The organism is Advenella mimigardefordensis DPN7 (genome assembly GCF_000521505.1).
Classification (GTDB): domain Bacteria; phylum Pseudomonadota; class Gammaproteobacteria; order Burkholderiales; family Burkholderiaceae_B; genus Advenella; species Advenella mimigardefordensis.
The window spans coordinates 890362-904576 of the sequence record NZ_CP003915.1 but is presented as its reverse complement, the minus strand read 5'-3'; the positions used below and the strand labels follow the sequence as shown (position 1 = coordinate 904576).

Genomic DNA, 14215 nt, shown 5'->3' with positions numbered 1-14215 from the left:
ACATTCGGTGACTGCGGAACATTTAACTTCAGGCTAAATGATTGTACATGCAGGTTGATTGAAATGCCTGCCGCCTCTGTCTATCGTCTGTCTTACGATAAGGAATGATAGTGGCGCCCCAAAGACGGATGCGGGCGGACTTCCTTTCGGCGCTAAATACACTTAACTACGCAACATAAAAACATCCGGAGACAAAACCATGATTATTTACGGTACAGCCATACTGGCAGCATGCCACTTACTGGGCGTTTACGTTGGTGATCTGCTGGGCATGCTGATTGGTGTGAAGGCCAACGTGGGCGGTGTCGGTATTTCCATGATGCTGTTAATCGCAGCCCGCAGCTATCTTCACAAAAAAGGTCTTATGCCCGCCACAACACTGGCGGGCGTGGGGTTCTGGTCAGCCATGTATATTCCCATCGTGATCGCCATGGCATCACAGCAAAATGTCGTGGCAGCACTCAAGGGAGGCCCGGTCGCCATACTGGGCGCGATCCTGACGGTTGTGCTGACTGTCGTCGTAATCGCTCTGATCAATCGCTCCGGCCCTGAGAATGCCGGCGCTACCTGGCAAGCCAGCCTCGCCTCAGATCAGGCCTGAAGGGAGATATGACGATGGACATGTTGAAACAGGCAATTATGCAGAACAATCTGATCGCAGCCTTTGCATTTGTAGGGCTGATCATATGGATATCCGGTCATCTTTCAAGGCGACTGACTAATGGGCGCGTACACGGTTCTGCTATTGCAATTGTTATTGGATTGATTCTTGCCTATTGGGGCGGCGTTGAAACAGGGGGCACCAAGGGAGTGGCTGATATCAAGCTCTTTGCCGGGATCGGATTGATGGGTGGCGCCATGTTGCGCGATTTTGCCATCGTCGCGACGGCATTCGACGTACAGGTAGAAGAAGTCAAAAAGGCCGGACTCATTGGTATGGTTTCGCTAATGTTGGGTATCGTACTCCCGTTCGTTGTTGGCGCCAGCGTTGCCTATGCTTTCGGGTATCGTGATCCGGTATCCATGGCGACTATCGGTGCCGGCGCAATGACCTATATTGTGGGTCCGGTTACCGGCGCAGCGATCGGCGCCAGTTCAGACGTAATCGCCCTGTCCATTGGCGTTGGTCTGATCAAGGCCATACTTGTCATGGTCTTTACTCCTGCCACAGCTCGCTTCATGCGTCTGGATAACCCGCGTTCGGCAATGGTCTTTGGCGGCATGGCAGGAACCACCAGCGGCGTTGCAGCAGGTCTGGCGGCGACCGATCCCCGCCTGGTGCCTTATGGCGCGCTAACGGCAACCTTTTACACCGGCCTGGGCTGCCTGATGGGGCCCTCCGTTCTGTTTCTCGCAACAAGAGCGTTATTCGGTTAACTATGCAACAGGAACACCTTATGAATCACCTTGGTACCAGCAAACTCTGGGATACAAAAAAGCGCGGCCGACAGCGACGCCTGGCGCGCGCCGCCAGCCTGAGACTTGACGCTCAAATCACACCGGAGCAGATCGTACCATTGCTGCAAGCGGTTATTGAACCGGGGGATCGGGTATGCCTGGAAGGCAACAACCAGAAACAGGCCGATTTTCTCGCCGACTCGCTGGCCGCTTGCGATCCCCAGCAGTTACATCATTTGCATATGGTTCAATCTGTGCTCGCACTGCCCAGTCATTTGGATCTCTTCGAAAACGGCATAGCAAGCCGACTGGATTTTTCTTTTTCCGGCCCGCAGGGGGGGCGCCTGGCGCGACTGGTGCAAGATAAACAGATTGAGATCGGCGCTATCCATACTTATCTGGAACTGTTTGGCCGCTACTTTACCGACCTGACACCGAACGTCTGCCTGATCGCTGCGCAGGCGGCAGATGCTGCCGGCAACCTGTACACCGGTCCTAACACAGAAGATACGCCTGCGATTGTGGAGGCCACAGCGTTTCGCAGCGGCATCGTGATTGCTCAGGTCAATGAACGGGTAGATACCCTGCCACGGGTCGATATTCCGGCAGACTGGGTCGATTTTACCGTCGTCGCTCCGCGCCCCAACTATATCGAACCGCTGTTCACCCGCGATCCTGCTCAGATTACTGAAGTGCAGATCCTGATGGCTATGATGGCGATCAAAGGTATTTATGCGGAGTATGGAGTACAAAGGCTCAATCATGGAATCGGCTTTGATACCGCTGCAATTGAATTGCTGCTGCCAACTTACGCCACAGATCTCGGTCTGAAAGGAAAAATCTGCACCCACTGGGCACTGAACCCTCATCCCACACTGATTCCCGCCATTGAATCCGGTTGTGTTGAATCCATCCACAGCTTCGGCTCTGAAGTGGGCATGGAAAACTACATTGCAGCCCGCCCCGATGTCTTTTTCACAGGCCGAGACGGCAGTATGCGTTCGAACCGCGCTTTCAGCCAGACGGCCGGCTTGTATGCCTGCGATATGTTTATTGGCTCAACGCTGCAAATTGATCTTGCCGGCAACAGTTCAACAGCAACAACAGGCCGTATTACAGGCTTCGGTGGCGCACCCAATATGGGATCCGACCCCCATGGCCGCAGGCATGCTTCTGCCGCCTGGCTCAAGGCGGGCAGAGAGGCAGGCGGCCCCGACGCCATACGCGGACGCAAGCTGGTTGTGCAAACGGTAGAAACCTTTCGCGAACATATGACCCCGGTATTTGTGGAAGAACTGGATGCCTGGCAACTGAAAGCCACTATGGAGGCCGAGTTGCCCCCCATCATGATTTACGGTGACGACGTTACGCATATCGTGACTGAAGAAGGTATTGCCAATCTGCTGTTATGTCGCAGTGCCCAGGAGCGCGCCCAGGCAATTCGCGGTGTCGCCGGCTTTACCCCTGTGGGCATGGCACGCGACCGCCGCATGGTTGAAAATCTGCGCGATCGAGGCGTGGTGCGCCGTCCGGAAGACTTAGGCATTGACCCTCGTCTGGCAACACGGGATATGCTCGCAGCCCGCTCGGTAAAGGACCTTGTCAAATGGTCTGGCGACCTTTACACACCCCCTTCCCGATTCCGTAACTGGTGATCAACATGGAAAAACTTGAATATCATTTTTCGACACCTGCTATCAAACCGGCGAACGACGCCGTGCTCTGTGGCGTCGTTGGCTCGGGCAATCTGGAAGTGCTGGTCCGACCCGCAAATACTGCTACTTCCTGCACAATAGAGATCAAAACCTCTGCGCGCGGATTCGGGGATATCTGGCAGGCTGTTCTTGCAGAGTTTGTATCTCATCATGACGTTGGTGGCACGCACATCGCCATTAATGATATGGGCGCGACCCCTGCTGTGGTAACGCTCAGACTCGGCCAGGCAATCAGTCAATATACGGGAGGTTCGCGATGACCACAGAAAATCCCTCGGCGTTATCGTTACATCATAGTTACTTCGAAGCCACTGCACGGCAGCGACTGTCCTGGATACTGGATGAAGGTAGCTTGCGCGAACTCATGCCCCCGACAGAGAGTTCACCCAGCCCGCATCTGGCAGCACTGGATATTCCAGGCGCGTTCGATGATGGCGTTGTTATTGGTGAAGGCGCCCTGGATAATAAACAAGTATTTGTTATCTCCCAGGAAGGCCAGTTCATGGGCGGGTCTGTTGGCGAGATCCATGGCGCTAAAATCGTTGGACTTCTGCGCCGCGCCATACGCGACAAACCCGCGGCCGTTCTGTTTCTGGTCGACTCGGGCGGCGTCCGGTTACACGAAGCCAATGCCGGCCTGATTGCGATTTCCGAAATCATGCGCGCCATTCTGGATACGCGTGCAGCCGGTATACCGGTAGTGGCACTCGTAGGAGGCAGTTGCGGTGCATTCGGTGGCATGGGCATTGTGACCTGCCTTTGTTCCGCTATTGTCATGTCAGAAGAGGGGCGTCTTGCCTTGTCCGGGCCCGAAGTCATCGAAACCGTTAAGGGTGTCGAAGCGTTCGATTCGCGCGATCGGGCGCTGGTGTGGCGCGTATCCGGAGGCAAGCATCGTTACCTGATGAACGATTGCGCGGCTTTGGTAGAAGACGATCCCCTTGCGTTCCGGGATGCCACCAGAAAACTGCTTGCGGAAAACACATATGCAATACCTGATATGGCTGCTCAGATGCAGGAGCAGTCGCGCCTGCAAGCGCGTATGGAGCAGTTCAAGGATATGAACGACGGCTTACAAGTATGGCAGGCCCTGGGCGTCAAGACTCCCTCCGAGATTTCCATGATGAGCTGCTCGGATCTGATCCAACTGCGTAAGGAACTTTATAAATGAACCTGCCTACCATTCTGGATGCCCTGTTTCCGACAGGCCATCAAATTAGCATCAACGGCCATGTACTGGCCGGGACAGCAAATACCGCCAGTGGCAGCGTTGCCGTGCTGGGTACAACGGATGCTGCAGCTATCGATCACGAGATTGCTCTGTTCCTGGCGCAACATATCCTGGCTACGATCCAGGCGCATCCGCGCCGACCTGTGATCTTTCTCGTCGACACCCAGGGGCAGGCGCTGTCACGTGCCGAAGAACTGCTTTGTCTCAATGGCAGTCTGGCGCACCTGGCCGCCTGCGTAGACCTGGCACGACGCCTTGGCCATGTCAGCCTCAGCCTGGTCACGGGAGAGGCAGTTAGCGGCGGCTACCTATCCTTTGGACTGATGGCTGATCGTGCCTACGCCCTGGCCAGTGCGCAGGTTCGAGTAATGGATTTGAAGGCCATGGCACGCGTAACCAAAATCGATCACGCGAAATTACAGGAACTGGCCGTCAGCGCCCCCACCTTTGCACCAGGCGCTGATAACTATCAACGTATGGGCGCCATCGAAGAGATATGGCCAACACCTTCTGCCTCATTACTGGACTCGGCGCTCGCTGCGTTACTCAAAGCCCCCGGCAGCTCAGATCGTCGTATGCAGGCGGCTCAGGACAGAACCGGCAGGTTAGAGGCCGCCCGAATTGTCGATCAGATTCTGGCCGCCTAGGAAATGACTCATGCGCCGCCATGACCTTGCCTATCTCTACCCGACTGCCGACTACCGCTTACTTAGCACCTCGCCTGACGCTGCAGCCCACCATGCACTGCAGCGCTGGCTGCACGCAGAGCGTCCGCTGGTAGTTGCCCGGCAAGCTGTACAGGCCGGAGCCCAGATTATGCTGGGCCTGACATTGCCACCGGATGCGCATCCCAGGCGGTTAAGTGTCTTAGTCCCCCCCGAAGCAATCCGGGCGATCAGCCCCCCTCTTACGTTAGCTCATTGCCTGAACAGATGTGCTACGAACGTTGCGAAGCCATTGTGCCATTTGCTGCAACGATGCGACTCATACAACATCAACGTTGCTGTGTACGGGTCACTTGCATGGGAAATGCTAAGTGCAAAGATATATCGACACAGTAAATCTGATGTCGATGTTATCTGTGATATTACATATGTATCCCAGCTTGCTCCGTGCATGGAAGCCTTGCAACAGGCCCAGCAAGCAATGCCCTGTTCGCTGGATGGGGAAATACGCTTTGCAGACGGCCCGGCGGTTAACTGGAAAGAACTCTCAAGGGCGCTGCAACAGCCGTCGCTGCGGGTGCTTGTGAAAGAAAATACAGGCGTAGCCATGCTCTCCCCGGCAGAACTGCTATCGCGTTTAAGGGAACACGATCATGTTTGCTGAATTGATTGAAGCCGAGCGGGACTTTGCGGTCGCATCCTGCTCTACATTAACACCAGAAAAAATTGGCAGGCTGGCAATCCAGGCACTGTATCGGGAGGTTGCACTCGCGCCCAAACCAGGTCTGGTCAGCCCCATGGACAGCGGCAGCCATACAGATATGGATTTCAGTACCTTCGTGCGAAGCCTTCAGGCACTTCGAAGCTATTTTCCGGACATATCGCATCTGGGCACGCAAACGCCCACTTATGCACAATTGCAATCCTGCGGTGTGAGCGCAGAACAACGCATGCTGCTGGCCACCAACGGCATTAATACGCACCGCGGGGCAATTTTCAACCTGGGCTTGCTGTGTGCGGCAGCCGGCGTAGAGATTGCCCGTACCGGTTCATGCTCTGCCGAATCGGTTTGCCAGTGTGTGGCCAATCTGTGGGGACCCGCCATTCTGGCTACCGCCACAACCATCAATAATAGTCATGGTGCGGTCGTTCAGCGACGTTACGGTAGTGGCGGTGCCCGGGCCGAGGCTGCCGCAGGATTTCCCTCGGCCATCAGAATCGGCTTACCAGCTTACCGGACGGCGCTCGCGCGAACCCAGTCGACCCAATTGGCGGCTGTCCAGTGCTTTTTCTCACTGATGGCCGAACTTGAGGACACCAATCTGCTTTGGCGAGGTGGTCGTCAAGGCCTGGCTTTTGCCCGTGACACCGCAACAGGATTTCTTGCTCGTGATGGCGTGTGTGCCCCTGACTGGCAAAACCAGGCTCAGGCCTTACATGCAGAGTTTGTCGCTCGACGCCTGAGCCCCGGCGGATCTGCCGACATGCTAGGTGTCGTCCTGTTTCTGGGAGCCCTTTAATATGCGCCTTGCCATATTATTCAGTGGTCAGGGGCAGCAATCCCCTGAACATTTCCAGGCACTGCAGGCAATGGCATCGGAGGAAACGCAGATACAACTGGCGAGACAGCTGCCTGATGTATGGCAAAACACGACAGTCCATTGCGAGACACTTGGACAAAACAGAATCGCCCAGCCTTTTATCTTTGCATTTCAACTGCAATGGTGGCAAGCACTACGGCCACTGCTGCCGGCACCGGTTTGTGCAGCCGGATATTCCCTGGGTGAGTTGGCGGCCTGCTGCGCAGCCGGCGCTTTCGACATGCACGAAGGAATAACGCTGGCAGCGCAACGGGCTGCCAGTATGGATGACTGCATACAAACACAGGCGGGCCTGATAGCGATCATGGGCTTGCCTCTTAAGAATATCCAAAGCATCACCACAGCAAGCAATACTCATCTGGCGATCATCAACCCGGATCAGCACCATGTCATTGGGGGTCTCGTGCAAGACCTGCAGCATGCAGCGCAACTGGCCCACGAACAAGGTGCGGTGCGCATCGTCAGACTGCTGGTTCAGACACCGTCACATACCGTGTTGCTAAAGCCTGCAACGCTGGTATTCAAACGACATCTCGCACCCTATCGCCGCAAGGCCCCTCTGGCATTCAAAGTGCTTAGCGCCATGGATGGTCGTTCGGCTTTGTCCGTGGAGCATGCACTGAATGCGCTGGCTGAACAGATAAGTCATGGCATGGACTGGGGAGCTTGCCTGCAGGCCATTCGCGAACGACAGCCGGATGCCGTGCTTGAGATCGGACCGGGCCGCGCCCTGGCGCGGATGTGGAATACCATCTATCCGGATATACCTGCCAGATCAATCGATGACTTCCGCAGCCCGACAGGCGTACAACATTGGCTTGAACATTTACCGGCGCGCCGATGATGCAGATTACTGCAAAAGCGTCTGGAACCGGTCAGGCTGTTCATGACGGAACCTTATAAATATTCACGCATTACACTGCTTTGTCACCCCCAACACCGAAGCACGCCTGTCAGGCGACATTCCGACATATAGATGCGCCATCATTGCCCCCGTTGCCTGCATTTTTTGCCCAAAACAGGGGCGCTATTTGCCTTCGCAAATATGGCATATGGCTTCCCCTGCCCTGACTCATCCATATCGTTTATTTTTCAACAGTAACCTCCACTCGCCGATTGGGTGCCAGACAGCGAATAAGCGCAGCCCCGCTGCCATTGCATTGTGTCACTGGCTGAGATTTGCCCAGGCCCTGACTATGGATCAGGTCAGCAGCCACACCATTCCGGATCAAATAACTGCGCACAGTATCGGCCCTGGCTTTGGACAAGCGCTGGTTATACGCATCCGAACCAAGACGATCCGTATGCCCTGTTACGACGATTAATCGGATACCTTGCGTGCTGGCCAGGCTTTCAGCCAGTCTGGTCAGCGCTTGCCTTCCCGCAGTCATACCGCTGAGTGAAGACCGATCGAATTCGAACAGCGCATCGGCATTCAATGTATAGGTTTGCGCTGCAGCACCGGGCGGACAGCTTGCGCTTTGATTGTCTACAGGCTTCCAGTAAAGATTGCGCACCAGTTTTTTGGCATCGAACAAAATCTTGAACTGGCAACGGGTCACGCCATTGTCACCCGGACCTGTACCGGGAAAGTGCATAAGATAATCCCACTCCCTGGTACCAAAACCCTCATTGAAGTGCGGACGGCCAAGCAGATGGTAGATCTGATCCCGGGTCATCCCCGCGCGGATCAGTGAAATGCTTTGCTGTGTCGGATAAATGCCCTGCTTATTGTCAAAGGTAACACGGTTGACATCGGGCCACACAACCTTATCGGTGGTGCCATCCGGCTTGACATTGCTTAACGAAGCACACCCGACCAGAACCAGTGGCATGATCCCTGTCAGGACGAAAGCAGGTCGATTGAAATTGAATATTTTATTTCTCATCTTTAGTACCCCTTTAAACCTTAATAACGCCTGTCCGGTGCATACGTATATGCACCGGGGTTTCCCTTTTCCTGACTACCACTGATATCCGACACCGACCGTCCCGCCAACCTGCCCGCGGCTGGAACTGGTGACTGAGCCTTTCAGGACCCATTTACCGTTACCCGATACGGTGGACAAGCCCATCGCGACACCAGACTCTCCCTGAAACACACTGCCCGCCACCGCAACCATGCTCTTGCCGGGCAGATAGGCTTGCGGTAAGCCAGCCACTGCCATTGCTGCCGCAGTGCCCGCCTCGGCCCGTTTTTCAGCACGTCTGATGCGCGAATTCAGACTACTCTCAACGCTGCTCAGTTGCCGGACGTTCACAGCATCCATCGGAGCAGTACCGTTTGCAACCTGATGAATCTGATTACCGCCCATACTGACCTCTGTCTCTGGCCTGATAGCGACTGATTGCGCATTTGCCACGAATGCGCCGCCTCCCACATTCACGCTGGTGAAAGTCGGATTATCATCAACAGCAATACTGACGTTCCCGCCATCGCGCGTAATTTTGATATTGTTTCCGTCGTTAAATTGAACGGTATCGTTGTTCAGGATTTTGGTTGACATGTCGCCATTGGTTTGCAGATTCCAGCCAACTGTTTTGACCTCGCCGACAATGTTGTACAGCTGGCTGCCATTGATCGCATCCTGACTGGTGGCACTAATTTCACCGGCGCCGACATTGGTTACTTTATTGCCGGACATATTCAGCGAACCACCAATAGTAGTGTTGCCAGCAACCGTCAATTCCTGGAATACCGGCGCTTCCGCCATCTGTACCTTGACTTCATTGTCTTGCACTACCGTGCGGAGATTGGCTCCGCTATAAGTGCCGGCCGTTGTCGCCTCGCCGGTGATCTTCAACTCCTGTCCCAGCTTGCGATCGACAGAACCACTATTACCAGAGAACGTAATCGGCAAATTACTCAGCTGGCCGATATCCTGTTGCAGGTTAAACAATTGACCACCATTGACAGCATCCTTACTGCCGCTTGCCACCAACCCATCTGAGACACCGGTTATTTTTCCAGTTCCTCCTGCATTCACTGTTACTGCACCAAAAACCGGAGACTCAGACAACATGATGTTCATAGCACCAGTTTCAGCATCCACTTCGGTACGAATATTCTTGTTGGAAGCCATCGCCAGCGGATCCAGTCCGCCCTGAATCACCACCGTAGAACCCAGATCCCGGTGAACAGTACCCACATTACCGGCAAAATTCATGCCCTTGGTGGTCAGTTGATCATCCTGATTTTTCAACTGACTGACATTGACCGCATCGGTATCGGCCACACCGGCTGCCACATTATTGATACGGTTACCTCCCATGTTCACGGTCGTACCAGGGTTGACCATCAGACTGTTGCTAAATACCGCCCCTCCGTTAAACGTACTCAACCCCGCCACAGATAATGTGCCGGCCAGGTCTACGCTGTCATTCAGATTAACCTTGATCTGGTTGCCCGTTTGCACCACATTGGTGTTGGTGCCGCCGATAAAGTCTGCACTTGCCCCTGGAGCGATGTTTTGTGAAGTTGCACCGTTGTTGGCCGTCAGATTCCAACCTTTATTGGCCGTTGTCTGCACGCTGAACAACTGGCTGCCGTTGACTGCTTCGGTACTGAACTCAGTGACAGCGCCGTCCATTACGCCTGTGATTTTTCCAGAACCCCCGTCGTTAATCACTACGTCACCAAATCGGGGGGAATCCGCCATCTGTATACGGAGTACGCCACCATCATTGAATGTCTGCACGTTCCGGCTGGAGAACGTACCTGCAACAGGTGCAGCCCCACCCACAATCGACAGCGTCTGGCCCAGGTCCTTATGCACCGGCAAGGCATCGTTGCCTGCAAAGTTCAGACCTTTAGCGGTCAGATCATCGCCCTGGTTTTTCAACTGGCTGAGGTTAACGGCATCCATATCGGCCACACCCGCGCCGACATTATTGATCCGGTTGCCGCCCATATCCACCGTGGCTCCCGGATTCACCGCCAGACTGTTGCTGAATACGGCACCGCCGTTGAACATGCTCAACCCGGCCACAGATAATGTGCCGGCCAGGTCTACGCTGTCATTCAGATTAACCTTGATTTGGTTGCCCGTTTGCACCACATTGGTGTTGGTGCCGCCGATAAAGTCTGCACTGCCCCCTGGAGCGATGTTCTGCGTCGTTGCTCCATTGTTAGCAGTCAGATTCCAACCCTTGTTAGCCGTTGTCTGCACACCAAACAGCTGGCTTCCATTAACCGCATCCGTACTCACTGCGGTGACATCACCATCAGCAACGCCCGTGATTTTACCGCTGCCTGCATTATTGACAGTAACCGTGCCAAACACTGGAGACTCGGACAACATGACATTCATGGCGCCAGTTCCCGCATCCACTTCGGTACGAATATTCTTGTTCGAAGCCGTTGCCAGCGGGTCCAGCCCTCCCCGGATCGTCATTGTTGATCCCAAATCCCGATGAACATTACCCACGTTGCCCGCAAAATTGAGACCCTTGGCAGTCAGATCATCGCCCTGACTCTTCAACTGGCTAACGTTGACCGCGTCGGTATCGGCTACACCAGCGCCAACATTATTGATCCGGTTGCCGCCCATACTCACCGTCGTGCCGGGGTTCACTGTAAGGCTGTTATTGAACACAGCACCGCCGTTAAAGGTACTCAATCCACCCACGGATAATGTTCCTGCCAGGTCTACGCTGTCATTCAAATTGACTTTGATCTGGTTACCCGTTTGCACCACGCTGGTGTTGGTGCCACCTATGAAATCTGCACTGCCCCCCGGAGCGATGTTCTGCGAGCTTGCACCATTATTGGCAGTCAGATTCCAGCCTGCGCCAGCGGTGTTTTGCACGGCAAAAAGTTGACTGCCATTGACCGCATCAGTACTGAATTCAGTGACAGCACCATCCATCACACCTGTGATTTTGCCGCTGCCTGCATCATTGACCACCACACTACCGAACTTCGGCGAGTCGGCCATCTGGACACGGATGGCGCCACCATCGTTGATCGTCTGTACATTCTGGCTGGAGAAGGTGCCTGCGACAGGTGCTGCTCCACCCACAATCGACAGGGTTTGACCCAGATCCTTATGCACCGGCACCGCATCATTACCCACAAAATTCAATCCCTTGGCAGTCAGATCATCGCCCTGACTCTTCAACTGGCTGACGTTGACAGCATCCGTATCGGCCACGCCGGCGGCCACATTATGTATCTGATTGCCGCCCATACTTACCGTTGTACCCGGATTCACGGTAAGGCTGTTGCCGATCACAGCGCCGCCATTAAATGAGCTTAGTCCAGCAACCGCCAATGTTCCCGCCAGGTTAACGCTGTCGTTCAGGTTAACCTTGATCTGGTTGCCCGTTTGCACCACATTGGTATTGGTGCCACCAATAAAGTCTGCACTGCCCCCGGGAGCAATGTTCTGCGTCGTTGCGCCATTATTGGCCGTCAGGTTCCAACCCTTGCTGGCCGTTGTCTGTACCCCGAACAACTGGCTTCCGTTAACAGCATCAGTACTTACTGCAGTCACATCACCGTCGGCAACGCCTGTGATTTTGCCGCTGCCTGCATCATTGACCACCACACTACCGAACTTCGGCGAATCGGCCATCTGGACACGGATGGCGCCTGCATCATTGATTGTCTGCACATTCTGGCTGGAGAAGGTGCCTGCGACAGGTGCTGCTCCACCCACAATCGACAGGGTTTGACCCAGATCCTTATGCACCGGCAAGGCATCGTTACCCACAAAGTTCAGTCCCTTCGCAGTCAGATCATCGCCCTGACTCTTCAACTGGCTGACGTTGACAGCGTCGCTATCGGCTACACCCGCGCCGACATTATTGATCCGGTTACCGCCCATATTTACCGTTGCACCGGGATTCACGCTAAGGCTGGTGCCAACCACTGCGCCACCGGTGAACGTACTTAGACCCGTAACCGAAAGCGTACCGGCCAGATTCACATTGTCGTTCAGGTTAACCTTGATCTGGTTGCCCGTTTGCACCACATCGGTGTTGGTGCCACCAATAAAGTCTGCACTGCCCCCGGGAGCAATGTTCTGCGTCGTTGCGCCATTATTGGCCGTCAGGTTCCAGCCCTTGTTGGCCGTTGTCTGCACGCCAAATAACTGACTACCATTGATTGCTTCGGTACTGAGCTCAGTGACCGCTCCATCCATCACACCTGTGATCTTGCCACTGCCCGCATCATTGATCACCACACCACCGAACTTCGGTGAGTCAGCAATCTGCACGCGAATTGCTCCTGCATCATTTATTGTCTGCACATTCTGGCTGGAGAAGGTGCCTGCGACAGGTGCTGCTCCACCCACAATCGACAGCGTCTGGCCCAGGTCCTTATGCACCGGCACCGCATCATTACCTACAAAGTTCAGACCCTTGGCAGTCAGATCATCGCCCTGACTCTTCAACTGACTGACGTTGACAGCGTCGCTATCGGCTACACCCGCGCCGACATTATTGATCCGGTTACCGCCCATATTCACCGTTGCACCGGGATTCACGCTAAGGCTGGTGCCAACCACTGCGCCACCGGTGAACGTACTTAGACCCGTAACCGAAAGCGTACCGGCCAGATTCACATTGTCGTTCAGGTTAACCTTGATCTGGTTGCCCGTTTGCACCACATTGGTATTGGTGCCACCGATAAAGTCTGCACTGCCCCCGGGAGCAATGTTCTGCGTCGTTGCGCCATTATTGGCCGTCAGGTTCCAGCCGGCACCGGCTCCGGTGGCCAGACTTTCAACCGCCTTCAACTGGCTGACGTTGACCGCATCGGTATTCTGAGTTCCCGCAGCGACACCTGTGATCTGGCGCAATTTCCCTGTAGACGGATCGCCGGCGCTTAACGCCCCTAACGTGCTCGTTGTATTGTTGACTGCAGTTGTTGTCGATACCGATGCTCCCACCGGTACGTACGGTGCTGCGCCCGCCGCCGTATTGGCAACCGAACCAGCACCCAGCGCAATGCCATTTGGCGTTGTTGTTGTTGCACCCAACCCCAATGCGACGCCGTTGGTAGCGCCAATAGACACGGAGGCATTTTTGCCGATAGCAATCCCGTCGGGAGCTGCTGCACCGTCATTATTAACGTTGCCTCCCCCGGTAGAATTGACGCTGAAGTATTCCAATGGGTTATCAACAATACCCTGCAATGCTTCCGCACAGACTTGGGTTGTTGTCGTCGAAGTGCCTTCACCCTTGATGGTTATCGTACCGCCATTGTCATTTCCCCAGGAAAATGTACATTCTGCGGTAGTGAGCTCTCCGGCTGCTAATGCTATTGGTGGAAACAGGGCAATGCCACCCGTGAATAACGCAGGAAGCAGCGCCTTGACTGCAAAATTCTGAAAAGGCAAACAGGCGCGTTCATTTTTTTCAGTACCAGTGCCGGTTTTGCCACATCTCTTAGTATTTTCGGAGACGGCAACAAAAGTACCTGTTTTTTCACACCATACAGACCTGTATATATGATTCATTTCCCCACTCCTTATTGAAGCCCATAACATTTCATTTTTTTACTAAATGTTATGAAACGAAAAATTTAGTACTTATTTCGTAAGCATCATAAAAGAGTGAGAAGCCTGCATTTTCTCTATATGGACAGAAGTTTTATCT

11 protein-coding genes are annotated in these 14215 nt (G+C 54.4%); 9 read left to right on the top strand and 2 right to left on the bottom strand.

Annotated elements, in window-relative coordinates:
- Positions 1 to 199: 199 nt before the first annotated feature.
- The 9 genes from madL to MIM_RS04110 are packed head-to-tail and all read left to right on the top strand — an operon-like array spanning position 200 to position 7454.
- The gene (gene madL, locus MIM_RS04150) at positions 200 to 601 is read left to right on the top strand and encodes a malonate transporter subunit MadL (protein WP_025371504.1); all 402 of its coding nucleotides are present in this window, start codon (positions 200 to 202) and stop codon (positions 599 to 601) included.
- Between the two features lie 14 nt (positions 602 to 615).
- Entirely contained in the window at positions 616 to 1377 is a 762-nt protein-coding gene (gene madM, locus MIM_RS04145; protein WP_025371503.1) for a malonate transporter subunit MadM, read from the top strand.
- A gap of 20 nt (positions 1378 to 1397) precedes the next feature.
- Positions 1398 to 3053, top strand: a complete 1656-nt coding sequence (gene mdcA / locus MIM_RS04140; protein ID WP_025371502.1) for a malonate decarboxylase subunit alpha — start codon at positions 1398 to 1400, stop codon at positions 3051 to 3053.
- A gap of 5 nt (positions 3054 to 3058) precedes the next feature.
- Complete coding sequence (gene mdcC / locus MIM_RS04135; protein WP_025371501.1) at positions 3059 to 3373, top strand: malonate decarboxylase acyl carrier protein; 315 nt, start codon at positions 3059 to 3061, stop codon at positions 3371 to 3373.
- Positions 3370 to 4284, top strand: coding sequence for a biotin-independent malonate decarboxylase subunit beta (locus MIM_RS04130; RefSeq protein ID WP_025371500.1), 915 nt, complete (start codon positions 3370 to 3372; stop codon positions 4282 to 4284). The genes mdcC and MIM_RS04130 overlap by 4 nt, the downstream gene beginning before the upstream one ends.
- A complete protein-coding gene (locus MIM_RS04125) occupies positions 4281 to 4991 on the top strand; it encodes a biotin-independent malonate decarboxylase subunit gamma (protein WP_025371499.1) in 711 nt (236 codons plus the stop codon). Before MIM_RS04130 ends, MIM_RS04125 begins: the two co-directional genes overlap by 4 nt.
- Positions 4992 to 5001: 10 nt before the next feature.
- Positions 5002 to 5673 (top strand): malonate decarboxylase holo-[acyl-carrier-protein] synthase, encoded by a 672-nt coding sequence (gene mdcG / locus MIM_RS04120; RefSeq protein ID WP_025371498.1) that lies wholly within the window; start codon positions 5002 to 5004, stop codon positions 5671 to 5673.
- Entirely contained in the window at positions 5663 to 6529 is an 867-nt protein-coding gene (mdcB, locus tag MIM_RS04115) for a triphosphoribosyl-dephospho-CoA synthase MdcB (protein WP_025371497.1), read from the top strand. Before mdcG ends, mdcB begins: the two co-directional genes overlap by 11 nt.
- A gap of 1 nt (position 6530) precedes the next feature.
- Positions 6531 to 7454, top strand: a complete 924-nt coding sequence (locus MIM_RS04110; protein ID WP_025371496.1) for an ACP S-malonyltransferase — start codon at positions 6531 to 6533, stop codon at positions 7452 to 7454.
- 241 nt (positions 7455 to 7695) lie between these two features.
- On the opposite strand, the gene MIM_RS04105 is transcribed toward MIM_RS04110, so the two are convergent.
- Together MIM_RS04105 and MIM_RS04100 are read right to left on the bottom strand one after the other, a co-directional pair.
- The gene (locus MIM_RS04105; protein WP_025371495.1) at positions 7696 to 8499 is read right to left on the bottom strand and encodes an OmpA family protein; all 804 of its coding nucleotides are present in this window, start codon (positions 8497 to 8499) and stop codon (positions 7696 to 7698) included.
- A gap of 75 nt (positions 8500 to 8574) precedes the next feature.
- Entirely contained in the window at positions 8575 to 14076 is a 5502-nt protein-coding gene (locus MIM_RS04100) for an ESPR-type extended signal peptide-containing protein (RefSeq protein WP_025371494.1), read from the bottom strand.
- Positions 14077 to 14215: the final 139 nt, after the last annotated feature.

Coding starts and splice junctions, on each gene's coding strand:
- MIM_RS04125 (WP_025371499.1), top strand. CDS start 4,281: ATGAACCTGCCTACCATTCTGGATGCCCTGTTTCCGACAGGCCATCAA.
- mdcG (WP_025371498.1), top strand. CDS start 5,002: ATGCGCCGCCATGACCTTGCCTATCTCTACCCGACTGCCGACTACCGC.
- MIM_RS04105 (WP_025371495.1), bottom strand. CDS start 8,499: ATGAGAAATAAAATATTCAATTTCAATCGACCTGCTTTCGTCCTGACA.
- madL (WP_025371504.1), top strand. CDS start 200: ATGATTATTTACGGTACAGCCATACTGGCAGCATGCCACTTACTGGGC.
- MIM_RS04130 (WP_025371500.1), top strand. CDS start 3,370: ATGACCACAGAAAATCCCTCGGCGTTATCGTTACATCATAGTTACTTC.
- mdcB (WP_025371497.1), top strand. CDS start 5,663: ATGTTTGCTGAATTGATTGAAGCCGAGCGGGACTTTGCGGTCGCATCC.
- madM (WP_025371503.1), top strand. CDS start 616: ATGGACATGTTGAAACAGGCAATTATGCAGAACAATCTGATCGCAGCC.
- MIM_RS04100 (WP_025371494.1), bottom strand. CDS start 14,076: ATGAATCATATATACAGGTCTGTATGGTGTGAAAAAACAGGTACTTTT.
- mdcC (WP_025371501.1), top strand. CDS start 3,059: ATGGAAAAACTTGAATATCATTTTTCGACACCTGCTATCAAACCGGCG.
- MIM_RS04110 (WP_025371496.1), top strand. CDS start 6,531: ATGCGCCTTGCCATATTATTCAGTGGTCAGGGGCAGCAATCCCCTGAA.
- mdcA (WP_025371502.1), top strand. CDS start 1,398: ATGAATCACCTTGGTACCAGCAAACTCTGGGATACAAAAAAGCGCGGC.